We start from the raw sequence: 25285 nt of genomic DNA, 5'->3' as shown, positions 1-25285 counted from the left end.
TTGTATTTGACATTGACCAGGTGTGATTTATGGCTGCTGAAGAACATGCCCTTACTTCGACCGAGTATATCAAGCATCACTTGACGAATATGACTTATGGCAAAATGCCAGACGGTTCATGGAAGTTGGCTGAGACTGCTGAAGAAGCTCAACAGATGGGGTTCACTGCTATTCACTTGGATTCAATGGGTTGGTCTATCACTCTTGGTGTGATTTTCTGTTTGTTGTTCTGGTGCGTAGCGAAAGCTGCAAACTCTGGTGTTCCAACCAAGTTCCAGTCTGCAATTGAAATGATCATTGAGTTTGTGGACTCAAGTGTTCGCGACACTTTCCATGGCAAATCACGCTTAATTGCGCCACTTGCATTGACCATTTTCGTGTGGATTTTCCTCATGAACGCAATGGACTTAATCCCAGTTGACTTTATTCCGTATACAGCTCAACTGATTGGTGCAAGTGTATTTGGTATGGATCCTCATCACGTTTACTTCAAGGTTGTACCTTCTACAGATCCAAACATTACCCTAGGTATGTCTTTATCTGTATTTGTATTGATCTTGTTCTACAGTATTCGCGAAAAGGGGATTGGTGGTTTCGTTGGCGAATTAGCACTTAACCCATTTAACCCAAGTAACCCAGTTGCAAAAGCGTTATTGATTCCAGTGAACTTAATTCTTGAATTAGTAACATTCCTTGCACGTCCAGTTTCATTGGCTCTACGACTTTTCGGTAACATGTATGCAGGTGAGTTAATCTTCATCCTTATCGCATTATTACCGTTCTGGATCCAATGGGCGTTGTCTGTGCCTTGGGCGATCTTCCACATTCTTGTTATCACGCTACAAGCATTCATCTTTATGATGCTGACTATCGTATACTTGAGCATGGCAAGCGAAAAGCATTAATGGTAATGCCCAACTATCACTGGATGGTTGGGCGCATAATTTTTTAATTTAATTTGGTATAAACCTAACCTCTGAGGAATTATCATGGAACTCACTTTAGGTCTAGTTGCAATTGCATCTGCTATCTTGATCGCTTTTGGTGCTTTAGGTACTGCGATTGGTTTTGGTCTTTTAGGCGGTCGCTTCCTTGAAGCTGTTGCACGTCAACCAGAATTGGCTCCACAACTTCAAACTCGTATGTTCTTAATCGCGGGTCTTCTTGATGCTGTGCCTATGATCGGTGTTGGTATTGGCTTGTTCTTCATCTTTGCTAATCCATTTGTAGGTTAATCAGCTTAATTCCTAAATTAAACTATTGAGGAATAGCAATGAATATCAACCTCACATTGATTGGCCAAGCGATTGCATTTGCGATGTTTGTCGCATTCTGCATGAAATTTGTATGGCCACCACTAATCAATGCGATTAGTGAGCGTCAGCGTAAAATCGCTGATGGCTTAAACGCTGCTGAAAAAGCAAAAGCTGATCTTGCGGATGCGCAAGCTCAAGTGAAAGCTGAATTAGATGCAGCGAAAGCGCAAGCGGCTCAATTGATCGAACAAGCGAACCGTCGCGGTGCACAATTGGTAGAAGAAGCTCGTACTCAAGCGTCAGCTGAAGGTGAGCGTATTCGTCAACAAGCAAAAGAAGCTGTTGATACAGAAATCAATTCTGCTCGTGAAGAATTACGTCAACAAGTTGCTGATCTTGCAGTAACAGGTGCTGAGAAAATTCTTAGCCAAAAAGTTGATGCTGAAGCTCACAATGCCATGCTGACTCAGCTGGCTGCTAAACTTTAAGAGAGGCGGATTATGGCTGAACTCTTGACGTTGGCACGCCCGTACGCTAAAGCAGCATTTGCTTACGCTTCTGAGCAAAATGCAACTGACTCTTGGTCATCTGCATTGAACTTGCTCAGTGCTGCGGTGCAAGACGAAGCATTTTCAGCTTTCTTAACTCGCCCTGAGCTTACTCCTGCTGAGCAGGTAAGTCTTTTTGCAAAAGTATTAGGCGAAGACCAAACTGTAGCGGTGTCAAACTTCTTGACATTGCTTGCTGAAAACAACCGTTTGGCGCTTCTTCCTGAAATTTCTGCTGAATACGAGCAGCTCAAATCACAGAATAACAATACTGTGGATGTAGTGATTGAATCTGCATTCCCATTGACTTCTGTACAAGAACAACTACTTGCACATGCTTTAGAGAAAAAATTCGAAGCTGCGGTAAATGTTTCTGTAGAAGTTAAACCAGAGCTTATTGCTGGTGTTGTTATTCGTGCAGGCGACCAAGTGATAGATGATTCTGCGCTTAACAAGCTAGAAAAAATGCGGACTCGTCTTCTTGCTTAATTGCATATGAAGACTGAACTTTAAAAAGATTGAGGTATAGCGCAATGCAACAACTGAATCCATCCGAGATCAGTGCGCTCATTAAACAGCGTATCGGCGATCTGGACACCAGCGCGACCGCTAAAAACGAAGGGACCATTGTTATGGTTTCCGACGGTATTGTGCGTATTCACGGCCTTGCTGATGCAATGTACGGTGAAATGATCGAATTCGACGGCGGCTTATACGGTATGGCACTGAACCTAGAACAGGATTCAGTGGGCGTCGTTGTTTTAGGTAACTACTTAAGCCTTCAAGAAGGTCAAAAAGCGCGTTGCACAGGTCGTGTATTAGAAGTTCCGGTTGGTCCAGAACTTTTAGGCCGTGTAGTAGATGCTTTGGGTAACCCAATTGATGGTAAAGGCCCAATTGATGCAAAATTAACTGATGCTGTTGAAAAAGTAGCACCAGGCGTAATTTGGCGTCAATCAGTGGATCAACCTGTACAAACTGGTTATAAATCAGTAGATACAATGATCCCTGTAGGCCGTGGTCAGCGTGAGTTGATCATTGGTGACCGTCAAACTGGTAAAACAGCTATGGCGATCGATGCGATCATCGCGCAGAAAAACTCTGGCATTAAATGTGTATACGTAGCTATTGGTCAAAAACAATCGACTATTGCTAACGTTGTGCGCAAGCTAGAAGAAACTGGCGCTATGGCGTATACCACTGTTGTAGCAGCAGCTGCAGCCGATCCAGCAGCAATGTTGTACTTGGCTCCATACTCTGGCTGTACAATGGGTGAATACTTCCGTGACCGCGGTGAAGATGCACTAATCATTTATGATGATTTGTCTAAGCAAGCTGTTGCTTACCGTCAAATTTCATTGTTATTACGTCGTCCACCAGGTCGTGAAGCGTATCCAGGTGACGTATTCTATCTTCACTCTCGTCTTCTTGAGCGTGCTTCGCGCGTTTCTGCTGACTACGTTGAGAAATTCACGAATGGTGAAGTTAAAGGCCAAACTGGTTCATTAACTGCATTACCAATCATTGAAACTCAAGCGGGTGACGTATCTGCATTCGTACCAACGAACGTAATTTCGATCACTGACGGTCAGATCTTCCTTGAAACATCATTATTCAACGCAGGTATTCGTCCTGCTGTGAACGCGGGTATCTCTGTATCTCGTGTTGGTGGTTCAGCGCAGACTAAGATCATCAAAAAATTGTCTGGTGGTATCCGTACTGCTTTGGCGCAATACCGTGAATTGGCAGCGTTTGCTCAGTTCGCTTCTGACCTTGATGAAGCAACTCGTAAGCAACTTGAACATGGTCAACGTGTAACTGAATTAATGAAGCAAAAACAATATGCTCCATATTCAATTGCTGACCAAGCTGTTTCAATTTATGCATCTAACGAAGGCTATATGGCTGACGTTGAAGTGAAGAAAATCGTAGACTTTGATGCTGCGTTAATCTCTTACTTCCGTTCAGAAAATGCTGCGTTAATGCAAAACATCGATGAAACTGGTGATTACAACAAAGACATCGAAGCTGCAATCAAAGCAGGTATTGAAAGCTTTAAAGCGACTCAAACTTACTAATTTCAACTTCAGTTGGATTTAGTTTTGGTTTGGTTCACGGATCAACCTTCGAGGGCTCGAAAGGGCCTTCGAATACTAGGTTAAGCGTATGGCAAATTTAAAAGAAATTCGCGCCAAAGTAGCTAGTATCAAAAGCACGCAGAAAATTACTCGCGCGATGCAGATGGTAGCAGCTTCTAAGATGCGTCGTGCGCAAGAGCGCATGGCTCAAGGCCGTCCGTATGCCGAAAATATGCACCGTGTAATTGCTCACTTGGTTCAAGCGAATCCTGAATACAAACACCGTTATATGGTTGAACGCCCGGTTAAGCGCGTTGGCTATATCATTGTGTCTTCAGATCGTGGCCTTGCTGGTGGTTTGAACATTAACTTGTTCAAAAAAGTGGTTAAACACGTACAACAGCAACAAGAGCAGTCAATTGAAGTTCAATTTGCTTTAATTGGTCAAAAAGCGGTTTCGTTTTTTAAAAACTACGGCGGTAAAGTGCTGGGTGCTACGACAAATGTCGGTGATACACCAAGCCTTGAACAGTTATCTGGTTCTGTACAGGTGATGTTAGACGCGTTTGATAAAGGCGAGTTAGATCGTATTTATCTTGTGTCAAACGGCTTTGTCAATGCCATGACTCAAAATCAAAAAATCGAACAACTTGTTCCTTTAGCAACTGCTGAAGAAAACAAGACCCTTAATCGTCAATACGGTTGGGATTATCTCTATGAGCCTGAAGCTGAACAGCTTTTAAATGGCTTATTGGTTCGTTATATCGAGTCTGTGGTATATCAAGGCGTGATCGAAAACATCGCGTGTGAGCAGTCAGCTCGTATGGTTGCAATGAAAGCTGCAACGGACAACGCAGGTGATTTGATCAAGAGCCTACAACTTATTTATAACAAGCTGCGTCAAGCCGCGATTACTCAGGAAATTTCTGAGATCGTTGGTGGTGCCGCTGCCGTTTAACATTATTTTGAATTGAGGAGACAGCAATGAGTAGCGGTCGTATCATTCAGATCATCGGCGCGGTTATCGACGTCGAGTTTGAACGTAACAGCGTTCCTAAGATCTATGACGCTCTCCACGTTGATGGCACTGAAACTACATTAGAAGTTCAGCAACAACTTGGTGATGGCGTAGTTCGTACTATTGCAATGGGTTCTACTGAAGGCCTTAAGCGTGGTTTGAACGTAACGAATACTAACGCTCCAATCTCTGTACCAGTGGGTACAGCGACTTTGGGTCGTATCATGGACGTTCTTGGTCGCCCAATCGACGAAGCTGGTCCAGTTGCGACTGAAGCGCGTTTGCCGATTCACCGTCAAGCACCTTCTTATGCTGAACAAGCAGCTTCTACTGACCTTTTAGAAACTGGTATTAAAGTCATCGACTTACTATGCCCGTTTGCTAAAGGTGGTAAAGTTGGTCTGTTCGGTGGTGCCGGTGTTGGTAAAACTGTAAACATGATGGAGTTGATCAACAACATCGCTAAAGCGCACTCAGGTTTATCTGTGTTCGCTGGTGTTGGTGAGCGTACTCGTGAAGGTAATGACTTCTATCACGAGATGAAAGACTCAAACGTTCTAGACAAAGTAGCAATGGTCTACGGTCAGATGAACGAGCCACCGGGTAACCGTTTACGCGTAGCGTTGACTGGTTTGACGATGGCTGAGTACTTCCGTGACGAGAAAGACGAAAACGGCAAAGGCCGTGACGTACTATTGTTCGTAGACAACATCTACCGTTATACACTAGCAGGTACTGAAGTATCAGCACTTCTAGGTCGTATGCCGTCTGCAGTAGGTTACCAACCGACACTTGCAGAAGAGATGGGTGTTCTTCAAGAACGTATTACATCGACTAAGTCTGGTTCGATTACGTCAATCCAAGCGGTATACGTACCTGCCGATGACTTAACAGATCCATCGCCTGCAACTACGTTTGCTCACTTAGACGCAACTGTAGTATTGAGCCGTGACATCGCATCTTCTGGTATTTACCCAGCGATCGATCCACTTGACTCAACTTCACGTCAGTTAGATCCACTAGTAGTGGGTGCTGAGCATTACGAGATCGCTCGTTCAGTTCAAAACGTTCTTCAACGTTATAAAGAATTGAAAGACATCATCGCGATTCTTGGTATGGACGAACTTGCAGAAGAAGATAAGTTGACTGTTTACCGTGCGCGTAAAATCCAACGTTTCTTCTCTCAACCGTTCCACGTAGCTGAAGTGTTTACTGGTGCTCCTGGTAAACTTGTACCGCTTAAAGAAACGATTCGTGGCTTTAAAGGTCTTTTAGCTGGTGAATATGACCACATTCCAGAACAAGCGTTCTATATGGTTGGTGGTATTGACGAAGTAATTGCTAAAGCTGAGAAACTTTAATTAGTTACCTAATTTAGGAGATTCTCATGTCGACTATGCAGTGTGATGTTGTAAGTGTCCAAGAGTCTTTGTACTCTGGCACTGTAACGATGCTAATTGCTAAAGGTGCTGGTGGTGAATTGGGTATTATGCCTGGTCACGCGCCACTAGTAACTTTACTCAAGCCGGGTACAATCCGTGTTCTGCTTGAAAACGGTACAGAAGAGTTAATCTATGTATCTGGTGGTGTTTTAGAAGTTCAACCGCATGTTGTTACGGTTCTTGCAGATACTGCAGTCCGTGCAGAAAACTTAGATGAAGCAGCAATTCTTGAAGCGCGTAAACACGCTGAACAATTGCTTGCAAATCAAAAGAGCGACTTGGACTCTGCTGCTGCTTTGGCTGCTCTTGCAGAAACTGCTGCTCAGTTGGAAACCATCCGCAAAATCAAAAACCGCGCTCAATAAGAGACGGTTTGAGATTAAAAAAAGCCACCGAAAGGTGGCTTTTTTTATGTCTGTTGATAAAAAGGCGTTAATTGCTTATTTCATGATGAGTTTGTTGGTTTCTTAGTTGTCATTGTTCAAATGGACTGGATTGGTCTGCTGCATACATGCAATCTTTGTTTTGCATGATAGTGCTTCGTTTTTTAACTGTACGCTGGCTTGTAGAATATTTTGAATACACAATTTTTAAAATTCATCTGAATCAATGCTCCTATGCTTGATATATTTCGTTAAGCAAGGACGTAGCTATCTAAAGTTGCATATCTTTTATTCAACAGACGTTATATTTTGAAAGCTTCTCTGTAAGCGAAGATGAAGATGAACCTGATTGCGCATGAATCCCACTTTTGGGAACTTTACCAAGATTTTGAGCATTATTATCTGAGTATCGCAGTCGATATGAGTTCAGTGGTGTCGTGTTGGGACTTGGTACTGACTTCAGAAGAAATATTACAATATGAACATCGGGGTCGCGCGAGTATTCAGGAGCTGACCAAAGTCATGATTGAGGCAGCTTATAAGGGTGATTTTTCAATGATGGAAGCACGTTTAGCCAAGCCATATGAGCGTCACGCCATGCAAAAGGCTTTTAAAGAATGGTTAGCACAGAGCAAAACTCAGGAACAGTCTTCGTTTTGATGAGGTGTGAGCTCAAAGCATTATTTTAAATTTATTTCAAAAAGCTTTGACGCAATTGGCTGAACATCATGCGGCTAACGCTATTGTGTTGAGTCTCAATCAACTTTTTGATTTGCTCAACTTGAGGTTCATCTTCAGGAATCACAATCTCTGGGTCGATTTCGATATCCGAATTGGACATGGTATTGGACGGCTGTGCAAGCAAATTTGAAGATGGGTGTTCGGCATGCCAAAGCTGTGTTTCGAGTGACATGATGTACTTATATTCATCGGTATTGGGGTTAAACCGCTTATATAGTCTCAGGTCTTGCATTGCATCTTGACGGCTTCGATCAGGCATATCTGTTTCGACTTCCAACCATTCAGAGATAACCGGATGAATTTCATGTTGCATCAGTTGGTAATAAAGCCAATCACTGAGCAGGCTATGATCGATGTCAGACAGATATGGGCTGTTGTGTTGCAGCAATTGTTGTAAGTGTTCGAGAACCAAAACTTCTTGCTTTTGTAAGGCATAGCGCGCTTCAGCATCAAATTGTTGGTATTCTTCGGCTGGAATTTCAGTGAAATGTTGCTGTTCGACGAAAGCATCTACAATATGCGTTTGAAATAAGGTATTCCATTGCTCTAGCGCATGAATTTCGAGCTGTTGTAGCTCTTTAAACGCTTTGCTTTGATAGCGGCTGAGCTGCAGGCGCTGAATATTTTGCTGGTTGAACTCAATTTTTTGTTTGATGTATTCAGCATAAGCACCTTGTTGTTTGGGGCTGACAGGGCTTACAACATCGACCAAAAGTAACTGCTGTTGTTGTTTGTATTTGAGCCAGTCCTGAATACGTTGAACCTCTTTATGCTCTTTAGAAAAAAACTGGGTTAAGTGTGGCGTGGTTTTTTCAGGCATTAAAAAGTGCATCCCGCCAAAGACGATGATTGCTAAACAGGCGATCACAAGAATGACTTTTTTCATTATAAAAATGTTTTTCTGTGTTTCTTATTTGTACATGGTAGCCTAAAAATGAGAAATAGTTAATGTTTTATCATTAAAGCTTCAAATCTGTATGGGTGAAATTGAAAATTCACCTTGCCCAAGAATACGAACTTTATACAGTGCATCAAAGCCTTCAGCGTAGTGTGGAGGTTCAAATTTTTGAGCGGTGGCTCTGATTCCGACTTCAGGAATGCAGGCTTTGCCTTCACGTAAGTGGTTGCGTTCCAGTGCACCTTTAAGCTCAGTCTCAAAGAAATAGCCAACAATTTCAAAGCCTGCGGCCTGAGCACTGGCAATATAACGCGCACGATCGGCTGGCGTAGGGTTGGTATTATCAATCACCATTTTGGTTTTTGAGGCCAGTCCTGCTTCAAAAATGATTTTTTCACGATGCCGTGTTTTCAGCATATCAAGGTTGATGCGCAAATGGCTATGTGCCAAATTCAGCAGATAATAGCTCGATTTTCCCGAAGCTTGGATGCCCATAAAAATAATCAGCTGCATGTGTGAAATCGTGCCTCAATCAAAGTAGGAGAAAACGGTTGTAGTCATTTTCTCCTACTCTATTGCTGAAAGCACCAATATTTACATATTTTAAGATTGGTTTGTGTTTGAGCTATCATTCTCAGCTTGTTGCGGAATCATCATTGAAGCCAGTTTCAACATTTCAGATTGGATCGTGCCCATTTGCTGTTGTATCTTTTTAAAGTCGACTTGGCTAAAATCCACTTGTCCATTTAAAAAAGGCGAAGCTAAAACTTGTTGGTTAGCAGACAGTAATTTTTCACGGATATCATTGATTTCTCGGGTTTTAAGATTCAGGCCATTCAAGGCATTATTGAAACCTGTAAGCTGTTGTTGTAAAGCTGTCGCGGCTTCTTGCAACTGTTGTTGATCATGCTGTTCAATTGCGGCCTGCAAGTCACTTTGGGTTTCTTGCAGCTGAGTGACGTATTCACCTGCTTTTAATTGCATATCCGCCACATCACGCACGATATAGAGCATGTTGCCACTTTTCAGTTCAGCTTTGTCAGGGTTTTGTGTACTCGCAGATTGGTTTTGCTCAGAGGTCTCAGTCTGGATGTCTTGCTGATTCGGCTCTGTTGCTTGCTCACAGCCAATGAGTAGGATGCCTGAACTAAACAGTGCAAAAGGAAGAACTAAGTTTTGTAAAAGCTTTTTCATCATCAAATCAATATTGGGCTATGTGTTTTTTAATATAAGGGCAAAATGTGTAGATAAAATGCTGGTTTTCAAAGTCATAACAAAACTTTTTAAAACAAAAAAAAGAGTGCCTGAGCACTCTTCATTTACAGCAGTTTAACCAGCAATGATTTTAATAATGGAATGATTACGAATGTCTGTCAGTACATAGTCGCCATTCACTTTAATCCACTGTTGGTTTTTAGCCGGTTTGCTGAGTTTTTTGTATTTTTGGTGATCTACTTTATAGGCATTGCTATGGTAAGCGCTTGGGAGTTTTTGACCTGCTTTCCAGTCTTGAGATGGACGGTTGGCTTTCTTTACAGTGGCTTGAGTTGGCTGTTGATGTCCATTTGATGTCTGCTGTTGCGCATGTCCGTGTGACTGAGCTGCGTGATGTTGCTGATGTTGCTGATGTTGTTCTTGTGGTGCTGCTAGTGTAGGAAGGGCAATCAATGCCGTTGAGATAGATAAAATAGCTGCTTTTATAAAGGTATTCATGAGCTTCACTTTTGGTTGTCTTGAGCGGATAGATGCATCATAGAGTGAAGTATTTGATTGATCGTGAATGAAGTGTTGTAAAATCATCAAAATAAAGAAGAAATCATGAAGATCGAACCGATTCGAGTGTCATTACTCATTTAAAAAAATAAAATATAAGCAGCCGTTAAATTCGACTGCTTATAAACAGCTTCAGGCTTATTTGGCCAATTCGGCATTGATGGCATCGACAATACGCGGATCATTGGCCGTAATGTCCGGTGCAAAACGCGCAACCACTTCGCCATTTTTATTGATTAAGAATTTCTCAAAGTTCCACAGCACTTCAGGTGGTTCGTTCGGTGTTAAACCATAGTCCACCAAGTCTTTCCACCAAGGGCCTTCACCAATACGTTCAGGCACCGCTTGGGTGAGCGTTTCATATAACGGATGCTTATCATCCCCTGCGACCGAGATTTTTGAAAAAAGCGGGAAATCTACTTGATAGTTTAAGGAGCAGAATTCTTGAATTTCAGCATCTGAACCCGGTTCTTGAGCCAAGAAATTGTTGGCAGGAAAACCTAGAATCTCTAAACCCTGTGATTTTTTGTCTTGATAGAGTTTTTCTAAACCTTCGTACTGCGGTGTGAGGCCACATTTAGATGCCACATTCACCACCAAGAGAACTTTACCTTGGTATTGGTTTAAGTTGATGTCTTCGCCCTGAATGGATTTGACAGGAATGTTATAAATCGAAGTGCTCATTTGCGTGTCCTTATACGATGTGCATTTTATTGTGTTGGAAGCGTTCGACAAAGTCACGCCCATTTGCGGGTTGATCGCAACAAAAAAGCAAGCCGAGGCTTGCTTTAAAGAGTAGGGAGGTCATTAAGATGCTGGAGCTGCTTTGACTTTCGCTTCTAAAGCCGTTACGTCAGCAATGATCGATTTCTGCAATTCAGTGGCTTTGTTTTGAAGTTCGGTGATTTTCGCGCTATCTGGCGTTGTTTTTGTACTTTCTTTGGTGAGCTCGACACCCAGATCATTGGCGTCCTGCATTTTTTCACGTAAAGCATCTACTTCAGCACTTTTTAAGGTTAAGGCATCCAATTCATCATTAAATTGCTTCACATAGGTTTCTGTTTTTTCAACCATACTTTTAATTTGAGCGGGATCCTTTTTCTCTAAGGTTGCACTCACTTCTTTTTGAAACGCGGTGGCTTCTTGAGCTTTGGCATTCGATAGCGTTTGTACGGCTAACAAATCGGCTTGAATATCGGCAATATTGTTATTGCTATGATTAGCAACGATAGTAGTTGCTTCGGTTGAGGTCGCTTCAGATGCAGACGTCGTTTGTTCAACGGCTGGCTCAGTTCCTTTTTTTTCGCACGCAGCCAAAGTAAGTGTGGCCATACAAACTGTGGTTAAAAGTAACTTTTTCATAACGACATCCTTCTATCGGGAAATATGTTTTTGTAGGCCAGAGTCTAAGAGCAATGACCAATCAATTAAAAAAATACGTTCGCTAGAACAGCATCAATACGATGCAGAGATCGTTGACATTGTTCTATGGTGTTTTTGTAGAGTGAAGCTGCTGAAATGCATCAATTTGTTGAAATGTATAGTTTTATGTTGCATTAATATTATGTTTTTTATGAATTTTATATTTTAAGATAAATGTATCAATTATGTGTGATACCAAAATGATATTCGAATAAATCATAAAAATGTTTTACCATTCATTTAAATTTTGCAAACAAAAGCTAAACGGGAAAAAGAATGAGTACCACAACACAACGTATGTATTGGGCTTTGAGTCTCCCTATCATTGCCGTACTCATTTGGTCGATCAATATTGTCGTTACACGTTATGTAGCTGATTTCATTTCGCCAGTCAGTATTAGTTTTTATCGGTGGTTCTTTGCCTTCATTCTGTTAACACCTTTTGTCGTGCGACCTTTATGTCGGCAGTGGGCATTAATTCGAGTGCATTTGGGTCAGTTGGCAGTGCTAAGTGCATTTGGTCTGGTGTTGTATCAGGGCTTAGCCTACACCGCAGCGCACTATACGACTGCGACCAATATGGGATTGATTAATGCCTTTATTCCGATCTTCACCATTTTTGTTTCACTGCTGATTTTAAAAGATATTCCAAATCGTTTTGCGATGATTGGTAGTATTTTATCTTTTGCAGGTTTGGTTTATATCATTGGGCAGGGCAATCTTGCAGGGCTAGTTCAATCGGGCGGGCATTTGGGAGATGTCCTGATGGTGGTTGCGGTATTCTTCTATGCCTTTTATGGGGTATTTTTGAAAAAGTGGCAATTGCAAATTCCCTTGATGTTGAGCCTCTATGTGCAGATCTTTTTTGCACTGCTTTACCATTTACCTTTTATTGCCTATTTCGGTCTCGATTCAATCAATAGTCAAAATGCGGCAAGTGTTATGTATGCCAGCATTTTCCCTTCTTTGGTTGCGCCTTTACTGTGGATGTTGGCCATTACCCATTTAGGGCCGAATCGAACCAGTATTTTCATGAACTTGATGCCAGTCTTTACCGCAGTGATTGCCTATGTCTGGTTGAAAGAGGCGTGGACGGTTTATCATACGGTCGGTGGTGTGGTCATTATCTGTGGCATTTTACTGGCACAGCGTAAAACAGCTTTAAAAAAGGCACCTTTAGTAAACTCGATGGATTAATTTTGGTTGAAAATCGATCATTTAAATTATTTTTTTAATAGAATAATTCATTAATAAGTTAATTTATTAATGCTATTTTAGATGATTAATGTATTTAATGTATATAAAAGCTGATTAAAAATAGGTAGATAATTTGAATTATAATTTAATTATCTTCATTAATCAGCGTTTTAACGCTGTTTCTAATATAAAAAATCTATTTGTTTAGAAAAGTAATTTGTTACATAATACGTCCACTGCAAACTTAGGCGAATGTCAAAACGGACATTAAGTGTTTGCTCATCAGTTTTCAGACCCTCTGGATGTGATTACACATCCTTTTTCATGCTCAGCCATCCCTATATGGCTGAGCTTTTTTTTATCTATTTTTCAGTAAAAATCCTGATAAATAGCACGCTTTTAGGCACGAACCACTGCTCCAGTTTCGGCATCGAGTATGCGACTCGGTTCTTGGCTCAAGCCTAGGTCACCATTTAGATAATTCACTTGTTGCGCAAAGTATTGGTTGGCATCTTGTAATGAGCGGGCAGGTGGCAATCCAGCGGGGTTGGCACTGGTGGAGACTATGAAGCCTTGAAAGGCATTGCAAAGCGCCACACAAATCGGATGCGTGGTTACCCGTACAGCAACTTTAGGATGATTGCCTTTAATCCATGTTGGAATATGTTCATTTGTAGGTAGCAACCACGTGGTTGCGCGTTCTGATGGACTGCGATCGCTCCAGCTCTCGATCACTCGTTGACGGATGTGGGGATCTAAATGTTCTAAAAGCGGTTCAACTTGAGCAATTTGCCCTGCCAGTAAAATTACCCCTTTTTCAATCGGGCGTTGCTTAATATGCAAAATATCTAGAAAGGCCTGTTCGTTATACGGATCACAGCCTAAACCCCATACTGCTTCTGTTGGATATGCTAAAACTTGACCTTGTTTTAAACATTGCGCCGCTTCAGTCACAGAGGTGGTAATCATTACACTTAGTACCTTTTATTGATTCATAAAGGGTTATTGTGAACCTTATTGGTTGGAACGGCAACGCAGATAATTACCAGCCTGTTGTTGTGCGAGCCCCAAAATTTCCAGTTCCATTAACTGGCTAGTGAGTGTAGCAATATCGGTGTTAAGTTTGAAATTAAGTTGATCCATATTTTGTCCCACCCAATCCAGTTGATTATAAAGTTCGAGTAAATTAGATGGGATCTCAATACTAGCGCTTGGGGTGGTTTCTTGTGACTGGGATTGGCTATGCCATTGAGTGGGGAGTGCCAAGTCTTCAATGATTTGTTCAGGATGATCGACTAAAATCGCCCCTTCTCGGATTAGTTGATGACAACCTTGATGGTGTTCACTGTAAATATGACCGGGAATCGCAAAAATGGTTTTCCCTTGTTCAGCAGCAGATTTGGCTGTACCAAGAGAGCCACTTTTGAGTGCGGCTTCTGCAACCACAACCCCTAAACTCAATGCACTGACGATGCGGTTGCGCCGTGGAAAATTATGCTGTAAAGGCGGTGTATGTGGTAAAAATTCAGTAATGATACAGCCATTATTTTCTAATATTTGCGTACGCAGTGTTTGATGTTGGGAGGGGTAAGTGAGATCTAAGCCCGTGCCCATCACCGCAATAGTGCGTTGATGTTTTAAGCCGCCCTGATGTGCCGCTGCATCAATGCCTTCAGCTAAACCACTGCAAATATAAAAGCCTTTTTCGGCGAGGTAATAAGCAAAGTCATAAGCCACTTGTTTGCCGTGCGGACTGGGTTTTCGACTACCGACGATAGCAACTTGAGGTTGGAGTAAACTTTGTGGATTGCCCTGACCAAATAAAATCGGTGGTCGGTCAGCATAGGGCAGCAGCTGCGAGGGATAATGACTTTCACTATCAAGCAAAATAAAATCACAACTGGCTTGGACGTCATGCAATAAAGTTTGTAATTTGGTTTGTCCAGCAGGTGTTTGGATTTCTGCGACACGTTGTAGATGGCTTTTGTGTAAGCCGAGATTTGGCCAGATCTGAAGATTGGAGGCAGCAACAGCTTTTGTGCTTGTGCCAAAATGTTGCTGTAGTTTTTGAAAGCTCGATAAAGAATGCTGAACTAAATACCACAGGGTGATTGTTGCAATCTGTTCATGTGATAAAGAGTTCAGCATATATACACCTTAAGGCAACGGATTATTCATCCACTACAGTGGGAGAAAGTTTCGCGCCCAAGTTCATTGGTAGTTCGCTGTCGAGCACATAAGCATAGCTGACACGGTCAAAGGTTTTAAATACCATGATGTTGCCGATACGCTCCGTTGGAAGGGTCAGTTTTTCATTGGTTTTTGGATCACGAATTTCTTGACCTTTTTGATTAACCGAGAACACATAACCCGATTGAACGCCATCCACTGTGCCACGGTCAATGGTTACAACTGAATGCTTCGCAGCTAGACCAATCGAACCTTGAACACGAATCACTTGTCCACCCCCAGTCACATCTTGTGCATGTGTTGGGTAGAACAAGGTTGGAAGCATGGCGTCGTATTCAGGCAGTACGCGATAACCACGACGTACTTCAGAAGTATACGAATCTGTGATTTCTAAAGTGGACATGTCATTTTCACCACGAATGGCAATGGCTGAAGCAACCTGAGTCAATTCTAGACCTAGATTTTGTTTTTTGCCCTCTGCATCCGTCACAATGTATGGTTCGCCTTCACGGTAAATCGCGTAGCGTTGACCGACTTCAATGCCTTGGCCACGTGCATAAACGGTTTGACCTTTACCTGCAATCACACGCTGATCGGCAGCACCAACGATATACGGTGTACCTTCCAAAGATTCCTCTGAAAGAATAGTGCTGTGTTCAAGCCAGTTTTTAATGTATTCCAGTGGAATGACAGGAATGGCATTGTTTAAAGACTCAACGCGTGCTTGAGGTTGAAGTTTAGTGCCGCCTGTATAACGACGAATAATCCCTTCACAGCCATCACCTTCATCTTTACCAATAATTGGACGGCCTTCATGAGTACACATCAGTAAACGGTCACCTGGGAAAATCCAATGCGGATTTTTGACGTGTCTATTGCTGGCCCAAATTTCAGGCCAACGCACAGGATTGTTTAGGAAACGTTTAGAAATATCCCACAGGGTATCGCCTTTTTTCACCACATAAACATTCGGTGCATTGGCTTTTAAAGCAGGTGGATTGTAATTTCGTGTAGGCGCCGCTTGAGCTGTTGAAATGACGCCTGCGCCAACACTTACGCAAACCGCAAGTGCTAACATGTGTTGCTTAAACCCCAAGGCACTAAAAGATGGCATGCCCATAAAAACCTTTTTCATTATCATAATTCCTAAAATTATGTATGTAGTTGCGTTATAATAACGATATTACACACATTTTTTTGATCAAGCATTCCCTTCATTTGGTTTTTTGATCAATGGCATAATTGAGGACGCAGTATGGCCTTATTACCTATTTTAAGTTTTCCTGATCCCCGTCTTCGTACCATTGCAGAACCCGTCGAAGAAGTTACTGATGAAATTCGTCAGCTGGCTGCAGATATGTTTGAAACCATGTATGAAGCGCCAGGCATTGGACTTGCCGCGACACAAGTTGATCGCCATATTCAGCTGATTGTCATGGACTTATCTGAACATAAAGATCAACCTTTGGTATTCATTAACCCCAAAGTTACCCCATTGACTGAAGAAACGCAGCCCTATGAAGAAGGCTGCCTATCAGTTCCCCAAATATACGACAAAGTTGAGCGCCCGTCACGCGTAAAGATCGAAGCAATTAACCTTGAAGGTCAAGCATTTGAGCTCGAAGCTGACGAACTTCTCGCTGTTTGCATTCAACATGAAATGGATCACTTAAATGGCAAATTGTTCGTCGACTATTTGTCACCACTGAAGCGTCAACGTGCACGTGAGAAAGTGGAAAAATTGACCCGTCAGCGCCAAAAAGACAAAGTGGCTGTGAAACGCGGTTAAGTTTTTTTGCTTAAAAATCATCTTTAAAGTGAGCCCAATTTCGATTGGGCTTTGTTATACTGGCCGCGTTCTCAATTCGGATGGAATGGATTGTTTTTTAGAGCTGCGTTGCTACTGTCTTGTGTAGCCGTGTTTTTACAGATTGCTGTTTTTTTACAGCCTTTACTACCGACGCAATATCAAATTGCGCCGGTCTGTGAAACTATTTCGCGTGCGCTTTTACTCAAACCAGTTGAACATCTCAGTTCTCATGCTGAAAAGCATTCCACACATCATCATGAAATGCAGGCTCAGCATGAACTCAGTTCACAACCTGCTGAACACAATCATCATGATGCAAGTCATCAATGCCAATACTGTACGGTATATGGCAATCTCGTGTTGCCGCCTGATTTAGAGTTAAAAGCGGTACTTGACCGTATTCAAGTCCGTTTAATTGCATTCCAAAAAGCCTTTGCGCATGTTTGGTTTGCACTGCAACAACTCTTCTTACTGCCTCAAGGGCGAGCACCGCCACTGTTTGTATAAACCTAGACATATATTTTTCGGGTCTTAACGGACTCTAGCCTAGTTGTATTTATAGATTCAGTGAGAATAAAAATGGCTCAGCCTACATTCTTTTTACAGTCTCTTGCGGCTGCGATTTCTCTTGCTTGTTTTTCAAGCGTAGTATTTGCCGCTGACGCAGACAGCACACACATTTTAGCGCCTATCGTGGTGACAGCTCAGCAGGGCAATGATGCCCATGGTCTGATTGTACATGCCGACCCTAAACAACCCACTCAGCCGATTCCTGCGGTTGATGGTGCAGCTTACCTACAAAGTATTGTGGGTTTTAACCAAATCAAAAATGGTGGGGCGAATGGTGATGTCACCTTTCGCGGTATGTTTGGCTCACGTATTAAAATTCTCACAGATGGTACGGAAAATTTAGGTGCATGCCCAAGCCGTATGGATAATCCAGCTTCTTATGTTTCTCCTGAAAGCTACGACAAAATCACGGTCGTAAGAGGGCCGCAAACTGTTCAGTATGCGCATACCGGTTCAGCCGCAACCGTTATTTTTGAACGTGAGCCTGAGCAGCTCACTTCGGCGAAACCTTATCGTGGGCAAGCCAGTGTCATGCTTGGCTCTTACGGTCGTTTGGATCAGAATGTTGAAGCCGCTGTTGGTGATGAAACGAAATACGCACGTTTAAATGCCAACCGTTCGATTGCAGATAGTTATCAAGATGGAGCTGGCAATACGGTTCCGTCCGATTGGGAAAAGTGGAATGCAGATCTCGCGCTGGGCTGGACTCCAAATGAGGACACATGGGTAGAGCTGAAAGGTGGGAAGAGTGATGGTGAGGCTGTTTATGCTGGACGTAGCATGGATGGTTCTAAGTTTGCTCGTGAAAGTCTAGGTTTACATGTTGAAAAGAAAAACATTAGTGAGGTGATCAAGAAAGTCGAAGCGCAAGTGGACTATAGCTATAACGATCATGTCATGGATAATTTTAGTTTGCGAAAATTTAATCCCGCAGATGGTATGTCAATGCCGATGGCTTCAAATGTTGCTCGTAGGACTTTAAATGCACGGGTTGCTATGACGCAGGACTGGGGGAAATTGCAACTTATTTCAGGTATTGATAGTCAAAAAAATGAGCATACTAAACGTAGTGGCAGCTTAATGTCTCCTTATCAAAATAAAGCTCGTGTCGGAGATATGGATTTTGAGTCTTATGGGGCTTTCGGTGAGCTGAGTTATGCATTCAATGATCAGCATAAACTGGTGACAGGTGCACGCGTCGATCAAGCGAAGATCGATAACTTAGCCACTGATACAGAACGTAAAGAAACCCTGCCAAGTGGTTTTGTTCGAATTGAAAGTGAACTTGCGGAACATGTTAAAACTTACGCAGGTTTGGGTTATGTAGAGCGTGTGCCTGATTATTGGGAATTGTTTAGTACCAAATACCATCAAAGTACAGGTACGACCTTTGCTGATTTAGAGAATGAAAAAACCGCGCAGTTTGATGCAGGTTATCAATATGAACAGGGTGCATTTAAATCATGGGCTTCAGTTTATGCAGGTTTGATTCAAGACTATATATTGGTGGCATATACTCCGACAGGTTCAATGGGGCGGTTGGAAGCCAAAAGCCGAAATGTCGATGCAACCATTGCAGGTGCTGAAGCAGGTGTGGCTTACCAGTTGACGGATCAAATTCAAGCGGACATCAGTGCCATGTATGCGTGGGGTGAAAATATAACGGATCACACCGCTTTACCGCAAATTGCACCATTAGAAGGGCGTTTCAATCTACGCTATGTGCAAGAGAAATATAATCTCGGTTTGTTATGGCGTGTGGTGGCAGCACAAGATCGTACCAGCTATCGAGAAGGCAATATCATTGGATACGATTTAGAAGACAGTAAAGGTTTTGGAACTTTGTCTTTAAATGGGACTTATAATATCCAAAAAGATCTAGACCTTTCAGTCGGAATAGATAATGTGCTGAATAAAAACTATGCCGAGCATTTGAATAAACTTGGAAGTTCAGGCTTTGGTTATGCTGCAACAGAACAATTCAACAATATTGGACGTAATTATTGGGTGCGTATCAGTATGAAGTTCTAAATATATTCTGGTGATTGGAAACAGCTATTCTAGAAATAGAATGGCTGTTTTGGGTTCTAAGATAGAAATTGACTGAGAAAACAGCATTGTGAGTGGATATTCACCATAAAAAGTAGAAAGAAACAGCGATTTAAATAAAATATTTAAATATTATTTCGATATATTTTTATTTAAATGAATTAAAACAATATATTAAGTTTAATTTATGCGAATGTGATGGTGCGGTTTATTGCGCTAACTAGGAAGTAGGTAAATTTATTAAAAAATATTTTACATAAATAACAAATACTTATATCTTTATGAGTTTGAAAAATAAACATGCAGAAATATTTATTGAGAAAAGGTGTTGCAAGGGATTAGAAATGCTGTAGAATGCACATCCATCGGCGGTGATGTTGATTAAAACTTGTTGAGAAACAAGGATTTAGCCCAAGCGGTAGAATCTGAAAGTATTGAATAAGTTTAAAAATAATTAACAAAATCAGTTGACTTCTTCTTGAAAGAGAGTAGTATGGCCGACCTAGCTTGCTGATGACGAATCAGTAAGAAGATCATTAAGAGATTATGAAGAACAACTTGTGTGGATTTTTACTGATTGATCGATCGAAAATATTTCATTGATTGAATGGTAAAAATTACTCGAAGTTTATTTGAGAAATATTTGTCAGAAAATTGATGAGCCAAGATTTGTAGCCATAAGCTACTAATGATTTTTAACTGAAGAGTTTGATCATGGCTCAGATTGAACGCTGGCGGCAGGCTTAACACATGCAAGTCGAGCGGGGAAGGGTAGCTTGCTACCTGACCTAGCGGCGGACGGGTGAGTAATGCTTAGGAATCTGCCTATTAGTGGGGGACAACATTCCGAAAGGAATGCTAATACCGCATACGCCCTACGGGGGAAAGCAGGGGATCTTCGGACCTTGCGCTAATAGATGAGCCTAAGTCAGATTAGCTAGTTGGTGGGGTAAAGGCCTACCAAGGCGACGATCTGTAGCGGGTCTGAGAGGATGATCCGCCACACTGGGACTGAGACACGGCCCAGACTCCTACGGGAGGCAGCAGTGGGGAATATTGGACAATGGGCGAAAGCCTGATCCAGCCATGCCGCGTGTGTGAAGAAGGCCTTTTGGTTGTAAAGCACTTTAAGCGAGGAGGAGGCTACTTAGATTAATACTCTAGGATAGTGGACGTTACTCGCAGAATAAGCACCGGCTAACTCTGTGCCAGCAGCCGCGGTAATACAGAGGGTGCGAGCGTTAATCGGATTTACTGGGCGTAAAGCGTGCGTAGGCGGCTTCTTAAGTCGGATGTGAAATCCCTGAGCTTAACTTAGGAATTGCATTCGATACTGGGAAGCTAGAGTATGGGAGAGGATGGTAGAATTCCAGGTGTAGCGGTGAAATGCGTAGAGATCTGGAGGAATACCGATGGCGAAGGCAGCCATCTGGCCTAATACTGACGCTGAGGTACGAAAGCATGGGGAGCAAACAGGATTAGATACCCTGGTAGTCCATGCCGTAAACGATGTCTACTAGCCGTTGGGGCCTTTGAGGCTTTAGTGGCGCAGCTAACGCGATAAGTAGACCGCCTGGGGAGTACGGTCGCAAGACTAAAACTCAAATGAATTGACGGGGGCCCGCACAAGCGGTGGAGCATGTGGTTTAATTCGATGCAACGCGAAGAACCTTACCTGGTCTTGACATAGTAAGAACTTTCCAGAGATGGATTGGTGCCTTCGGGAACTTACATACAGGTGCTGCATGGCTGTCGTCAGCTCGTGTCGTGAGATGTTGGGTTAAGTCCCGCAACGAGCGCAACCCTTTTCCTTATTTGCCAGCGGGTTAAGCCGGGAACTTTAAGGATACTGCCAGTGACAAACTGGAGGAAGGCGGGGACGACGTCAAGTCATCATGGCCCTTACGACCAGGGCTACACACGTGCTACAATGGTCGGTACAAAGGGTTGCTACCTAGCGATAGGATGCTAATCTCAAAAAGCCGATCGTAGTCCGGATTGGAGTCTGCAACTCGACTCCATGAAGTCGGAATCGCTAGTAATCGCGGATCAGAATGCCGCGGTGAATACGTTCCCGGGCCTTGTACACACCGCCCGTCACACCATGGGAATTTGTTGCACCAGAAGTAGGTAGTCTAACCGCAAGGAGGACGCTTACCACGGTGTGGCCGATGACTGGGGTGAAGTCGTAACAAGGTAGCCGTAGGGGAACCTGCGGCTGGATCACCTCCTTAACGAAAGATTGACGATTGGTAAGAATCCACAACAAGTTGTTCTTCATGACGATGTATCTGAGGGTCTGTAGCTCAGTTGGTTAGAGCACACGCTTGATAAGCGTGGGGTCACAAGTTCAAGTCTTGTCAGACCCACCAAATCTGACTAACAAGCATTATTAAATGCTGAATACAGAAAAACAGAGACATTGACTTATTGATAAGCTGGGGACTTAGCTTAGTTGGTAGAGCGCCTGCTTTGCACGCAGGAGGTCAGGAGTTCGACTCTCCTAGTCTCCACCAAATTTCAAGACAAGAAAAGCATGCTTTTCCTTGAAATTTAAGCAAGAAGCTATGCTTCGCGCAGATAGGTTGGATTACAGAAATTAGTAAGTAGATAACTTATTAACTTCTGTGATTTATCACAGTTTCCTGACCTGACGAAGGCTGGAAAAATCATTAACAGAATATATTTGAGTTGAAATAATTTGTTCATACTCGTTTTTAAGATCGACATTAACAGTGATTTATTACTGATTGATGAAGGTTGAAGAAATGAGTTACTAGCGAAATTAACTGAATCAAGCGTTTTGGTATGTGAATTGAATTGAAGCTGTACAGTGTTTAAGTACACAGAGCAACAAACTGTAAGGAAGTGATGAGAAATCATCATAGACTGTCTTAATCCTACTTGTAGGGATTAACGACTGTTTGGGGTTGTATAGTCAAGTAATTAAGTGCATGTGGTGGATGCCTTGGCAGTCAGAGGCGATGAAAGACGTAATAGCCTGCGATAAGCTCCGGGGAGGCGGCAAATATCCTGTGATCCGGAGATTTCTGAATGGGGAAACCCACCTGTCATAAGGCAGGTATCGTATGATGAATACATAGTCATACGAGGCGAACGAGGGGAAGTGAAACATCTCAGTACCCTTAGGAAAAGAAATCAATTGAGATTCCCTCAGTAGCGGCGAGCGAACGGGGAAAAGCCCATTAAGTCATATCAGTTTTAGTGGAATGCTCTGGGAAGTGCAACCATAGTGGGTGATAGTCCTGTACACGAAAGGGCTGATATGATGATGTCGAGTAGGGCGGGGCACGTGAAACCTTGTCTGAATATGGGGGGACCATCCTCCAAGGCTAAATACTCCTGACTGACCGATAGTGAACCAGTACCGTGAGGGAAAGGCGAAAAGAACCCCTGTGAGGGGAGTGAAATAGATCCTGAAACCGCATGCATACAAGCAGTGGGAGCCGACTTGTTCGGTGACTGCGTACCTTTTGTATAATGGGTCAGCGACTTACATTCAGTAGCGAGGTTAACCGCATAGGGGAGCCGTAGAGAAATCGAGTCTTAATAGGGCGTTTAGTTGCTGGGTGTAGACCCGAAACCGGGTGATCTATCCATGAGCAGGTTGAAGGTTGGGTAACACTAACTGGAGGACCGAACCCACTGTCGTTGAAAAGCCAGGGGATGACTTGTGGATAGGGGTGAAAGGCTAATCAAACTCGGTGATAGCTGGTTCTCCCCGAAAGCTATTTAGGTAGCGCCTCGGACGAATACCATTGGGGGTAGAGCACTGTTTCGGCTAGGGGGTCATCCCGACTTACCAAACCGATGCAAACTCCGAATACCAATGAGTACTATCCGGGAGACAGACTGCGGGTGCTAACGTCCGTAGTCAAGAGGAAAACAATCCAGACCGCCAGCTAAGGCCCCAAAATTATAGTTAAGTGGGAAACGATGTGGGAAGGCATAGACAGCTAGGAGGTTGGCTTAGAAGCAGCCACCCTTTAAAGAAAGCGTAATAGCTCACTAGTCGAGTCGGCCTGCGCGGAAGATGTAACGGGGCTAAAACTATATGCCGAAGCTGCGGATTTGCAATTTATTGCAAGTGGTAGGGGAGCGTTCTGTAAGCCGATGAAGGTGTATTGAGAAGTATGCTGGAGGTATCAGAAGTGCGAATGCTGACGTGAGTAACGACAATGCGAGTGAAAAACTCGCACGCTGAAAGACCAAGGGTTCCAGTCCAACGTTAATCGGGGCTGGGTGAGTCGACCCCTAAGGCGAGGCCGAGAGGCGTAGTCGATGGGAAATTGGTTAATATTCCAATACTTCTATGTAATGCGATGAGAGGACGGAGAAGGTTAAGTCAGCCTGGCGTTGGTTGTCCAGGTGGAAGGTTGTAGGCATGTATCTTAGGCAAATCCGGGGTACTCTATGCTGAGAACTGATAGCAAGCTGTACTTGTACAGTGAAGTGGCTGATACCATGCTTCCAGGAAAAGTCTCTAAGCTTCAGTTACATAGGAATCGTACCCGAAACCGACACAGGTGGTCAGGTCGAGTAGACCAAAGCGCTTGAGAGAACTCTGCTGAAGGAACTAGGCAAAATGGTACCGTAACTTCGGGAGAAGGTACGCTGCCGACGGTGATAGGATTTACTCCTTGAGCTATTGGCAGCCACAGAAACCAGGCCCCTGCAACTGTTTATTAAAAACATAGCACTCTGCAAACACGAAAGTGGACGTATAGGGTGTGATGCCTGCCCGGTGCTGGAAGGTTAATTGATGGGGTTAGCGTAAGCGAAGCTCTTGATCGAAGCCCCAGTAAACGGCGGCCGTAACTATAACGGTCCTAAGGTAGCGAAATTCCTTGTCGGGTAAGTTCCGACCTGCACGAATGGCATAATGATGGGGGCGCTGTCTCCAGCAGAGACTCAGTGAAATCGAATTCGCCGTGAAGATGCGGTGTACCCGCGGCTAGACGGAAAGACCCCGTGAACCTTTACTGCAGCTTGACATTGAACTTTGATCTTACTTGTGTAGGATAGGTGGGAGGCTTTGAAACCGAGACGCTAGTTTCGGTGGAGCCAATCTTGAAATACCACCCTGGTAATATTGAGGTTCTAACTCTGTCCCGTTATCCGGGACGAGGACCATGTCTGGTGGGTAGTTTGACTGGGGCGGTCTCCTCCTAAAGAGTAACGGAGGAGTACGAAGGTGCGCTCAGCGTGGTCGGAAATCACGCGTAGAGTATAAAGGCAAAAGCGCGCTTAACTGCGAGACCCACAAGTCGAGCAGGTACGAAAGTAGGTCTTAGTGATCCGGTGGTTCTGTATGGAAGGGCCATCGCTCAACGGATAAAAGGTACTCTGGGGATAACAGGCTGATACCGCCCAAGAGTTCATATCGACGGCGGTGTTTGGCACCTCGATGTCGGCTCATCTCATCCTGGGGCTGAAGCAGGTCCCAAGGGTATGGCTGTTCGCCATTTAAAGAGGTACGCGAGCTGGGTTTAGAACGTCGTGAGACAGTTCGGTCCCTATCTACCGTGGGCGTTGGAAATTTGAGAGGATCTGCTCCTAGTACGAGAGGACCAGAGTGGACGAACCTCTGGTGTACCGGTTGTGACGCCAGTCGCATCGCCGGGTAGCTATGTTCGGAAGGGATAACCGCTGAAAGCATCTAAGCGGGAAGCCTACCTCAAGATAAGATTTCCCTAGGACTTTATGTCCTCTAAAGAGCCGTTGAAGACTACGACGTTGATAGGTTGGATGTGGAAGCATAGTGATATGTGAAGCTGACCAATACTAATTGCTCGTGAGGCTTGACTATACAACACCCAAACAGTTGGTGTTGTGGTTCAAATCACTGCAAACAACTTGATTTAGTTATAAAGCTAGATAAAATATCCA

General features: G+C 43.4%; 22 protein-coding genes, 2 tRNA genes and 2 rRNA genes. 17 read left to right on the top strand and 9 right to left on the bottom strand.

What is annotated here, in order from left to right:
• Positions 1-29: 29 nt before the first annotated feature.
• The 9 genes from atpB to AC4MC0_RS16440 all read left to right on the top strand — a co-directional run bounded on the left by atpB (position 30) and on the right by AC4MC0_RS16440 (position 7385).
• Positions 30-905 (top strand): F0F1 ATP synthase subunit A, encoded by an 876-nt coding sequence (atpB, locus tag AC4MC0_RS16480; RefSeq protein WP_004684418.1) that lies wholly within the window; start codon positions 30-32, stop codon positions 903-905.
• Between the two features lie 84 nt (positions 906-989).
• Positions 990-1235: a F0F1 ATP synthase subunit C gene (gene atpE, locus AC4MC0_RS16475; protein ID WP_000424060.1), complete on the top strand. Its 246-nt coding sequence runs from the start codon at positions 990-992 to the stop codon at positions 1233-1235.
• A 38-nt stretch (positions 1236-1273) separates the two neighbouring features.
• A complete protein-coding gene (locus AC4MC0_RS16470) occupies positions 1274-1744 on the top strand; it encodes a F0F1 ATP synthase subunit B (RefSeq protein WP_004684420.1) in 471 nt (156 codons plus the stop codon).
• Between the two features lie 12 nt (positions 1745-1756).
• On the top strand, positions 1757-2293 hold the full coding sequence (locus AC4MC0_RS16465) for a F0F1 ATP synthase subunit delta (protein WP_201702152.1): 537 nt from the start codon (positions 1757-1759) through the stop codon (positions 2291-2293).
• A gap of 44 nt (positions 2294-2337) precedes the next feature.
• Positions 2338-3882 carry a F0F1 ATP synthase subunit alpha gene (gene atpA, locus AC4MC0_RS16460; protein ID WP_004684423.1) on the top strand — a complete coding sequence of 515 codons (1545 nt, stop codon included), beginning with the start codon at positions 2338-2340 and terminating at the stop codon, positions 3880-3882.
• An 88-nt stretch (positions 3883-3970) separates the two neighbouring features.
• Positions 3971-4840: a F0F1 ATP synthase subunit gamma gene (atpG, locus tag AC4MC0_RS16455; RefSeq protein WP_201702154.1), complete on the top strand. Its 870-nt coding sequence runs from the start codon at positions 3971-3973 to the stop codon at positions 4838-4840.
• 26 nt (positions 4841-4866) lie between these two features.
• Positions 4867-6261, top strand: coding sequence for a F0F1 ATP synthase subunit beta (atpD, locus tag AC4MC0_RS16450; protein WP_004684425.1), 1395 nt, complete (start codon positions 4867-4869; stop codon positions 6259-6261).
• A gap of 26 nt (positions 6262-6287) precedes the next feature.
• Positions 6288-6707, top strand: coding sequence for a F0F1 ATP synthase subunit epsilon (locus AC4MC0_RS16445; RefSeq protein ID WP_058868679.1), 420 nt, complete (start codon positions 6288-6290; stop codon positions 6705-6707).
• A 357-nt stretch (positions 6708-7064) separates the two neighbouring features.
• Complete coding sequence (locus tag AC4MC0_RS16440) at positions 7065-7385, top strand: hypothetical protein (protein ID WP_168159508.1); 321 nt, start codon at positions 7065-7067, stop codon at positions 7383-7385.
• Positions 7386-7416: 31 nt separating this feature from the next.
• Here the strand turns inward: AC4MC0_RS16440 and AC4MC0_RS16435 are convergent, their stop codons facing one another.
• From AC4MC0_RS16435 to AC4MC0_RS16410, 6 genes are all read right to left on the bottom strand, one after another.
• Positions 7417-8352: a hypothetical protein gene (locus AC4MC0_RS16435; RefSeq protein ID WP_335999876.1), complete on the bottom strand. Its 936-nt coding sequence runs from the start codon at positions 8350-8352 to the stop codon at positions 7417-7419.
• Positions 8353-8433: 81 nt separating this feature from the next.
• On the bottom strand, positions 8434-8877 hold the full coding sequence (locus AC4MC0_RS16430; RefSeq protein ID WP_335999878.1) for an AAA family ATPase: 444 nt from the start codon (positions 8875-8877) through the stop codon (positions 8434-8436).
• Between the two features lie 90 nt (positions 8878-8967).
• Positions 8968-9558 carry a PM1805 family lipoprotein gene (locus AC4MC0_RS16425; RefSeq protein WP_335999880.1) on the bottom strand — a complete coding sequence of 197 codons (591 nt, stop codon included), beginning with the start codon at positions 9556-9558 and terminating at the stop codon, positions 8968-8970.
• Positions 9559-9693: 135 nt separating this feature from the next.
• Positions 9694-10077 (bottom strand): RcnB family protein, encoded by a 384-nt coding sequence (locus AC4MC0_RS16420; protein ID WP_078426311.1) that lies wholly within the window; start codon positions 10075-10077, stop codon positions 9694-9696.
• A 198-nt stretch (positions 10078-10275) separates the two neighbouring features.
• A complete protein-coding gene (locus AC4MC0_RS16415; protein ID WP_004984048.1) occupies positions 10276-10821 on the bottom strand; it encodes a glutathione peroxidase in 546 nt (181 codons plus the stop codon).
• 123 nt (positions 10822-10944) lie between these two features.
• A complete protein-coding gene (locus tag AC4MC0_RS16410) occupies positions 10945-11499 on the bottom strand; it encodes a PM1805 family lipoprotein (protein ID WP_078426304.1) in 555 nt (184 codons plus the stop codon).
• Between the two features lie 336 nt (positions 11500-11835).
• On the opposite strand from AC4MC0_RS16410, the gene AC4MC0_RS16405 reads away from it, so the two are divergent.
• The gene (locus AC4MC0_RS16405; protein WP_335999884.1) at positions 11836-12756 is read left to right on the top strand and encodes a DMT family transporter; all 921 of its coding nucleotides are present in this window, start codon (positions 11836-11838) and stop codon (positions 12754-12756) included.
• Between the two features lie 399 nt (positions 12757-13155).
• On the opposite strand, the gene tsaC is transcribed toward AC4MC0_RS16405, so the two are convergent.
• From tsaC to AC4MC0_RS16390, 3 genes are read right to left on the bottom strand one after another with little or no spacing between them, the layout of a single operon-like run.
• Positions 13156-13725 carry an L-threonylcarbamoyladenylate synthase type 1 TsaC gene (gene tsaC / locus AC4MC0_RS16400; protein ID WP_335999886.1) on the bottom strand — a complete coding sequence of 190 codons (570 nt, stop codon included), beginning with the start codon at positions 13723-13725 and terminating at the stop codon, positions 13156-13158.
• Positions 13726-13770: 45 nt separating this feature from the next.
• On the bottom strand, positions 13771-14904 hold the full coding sequence (dprA, locus tag AC4MC0_RS16395) for a DNA-processing protein DprA (RefSeq protein WP_335999888.1): 1134 nt from the start codon (positions 14902-14904) through the stop codon (positions 13771-13773).
• A 22-nt stretch (positions 14905-14926) separates the two neighbouring features.
• The gene (locus AC4MC0_RS16390; RefSeq protein WP_335999890.1) at positions 14927-16081 is read right to left on the bottom strand and encodes a LysM peptidoglycan-binding domain-containing protein; all 1155 of its coding nucleotides are present in this window, start codon (positions 16079-16081) and stop codon (positions 14927-14929) included.
• A 120-nt stretch (positions 16082-16201) separates the two neighbouring features.
• On the opposite strand from AC4MC0_RS16390, the gene def reads away from it, so the two are divergent.
• The 7 genes from def to AC4MC0_RS16355 all read left to right on the top strand — a co-directional run bounded on the left by def (position 16202) and on the right by AC4MC0_RS16355 (position 25205).
• On the top strand, positions 16202-16735 hold the full coding sequence (def, locus tag AC4MC0_RS16385) for a peptide deformylase (RefSeq protein WP_205667332.1): 534 nt from the start codon (positions 16202-16204) through the stop codon (positions 16733-16735).
• A 90-nt stretch (positions 16736-16825) separates the two neighbouring features.
• On the top strand, positions 16826-17263 hold the full coding sequence (locus AC4MC0_RS16380; protein ID WP_078389804.1) for a DUF2946 family protein: 438 nt from the start codon (positions 16826-16828) through the stop codon (positions 17261-17263).
• A gap of 72 nt (positions 17264-17335) precedes the next feature.
• Positions 17336-19357 carry a TonB-dependent copper receptor gene (locus AC4MC0_RS16375; protein ID WP_335999895.1) on the top strand — a complete coding sequence of 674 codons (2022 nt, stop codon included), beginning with the start codon at positions 17336-17338 and terminating at the stop codon, positions 19355-19357.
• 714 nt (positions 19358-20071) lie between these two features.
• Positions 20072-21609 (top strand): 16S ribosomal RNA (locus tag AC4MC0_RS16370).
• 61 nt (positions 21610-21670) lie between these two features.
• Positions 21671-21747 (top strand) — tRNA-Ile (locus AC4MC0_RS16365).
• A gap of 68 nt (positions 21748-21815) precedes the next feature.
• Positions 21816-21891, top strand: a tRNA-Ala gene (locus AC4MC0_RS16360).
• A 420-nt stretch (positions 21892-22311) separates the two neighbouring features.
• A 23S ribosomal RNA gene (locus tag AC4MC0_RS16355) occupies positions 22312-25205 on the top strand.
• The 16S and 23S rRNA genes sit together here with 2 tRNA genes alongside, the layout of an rRNA operon.
• Positions 25206-25285 lie beyond the last annotated feature (80 nt).

This window comes from Acinetobacter sp. CAU_H_S139_7 (genome assembly GCF_058599305.1).
This window is presented reverse-complemented; position numbering and strand designations above follow the sequence as displayed.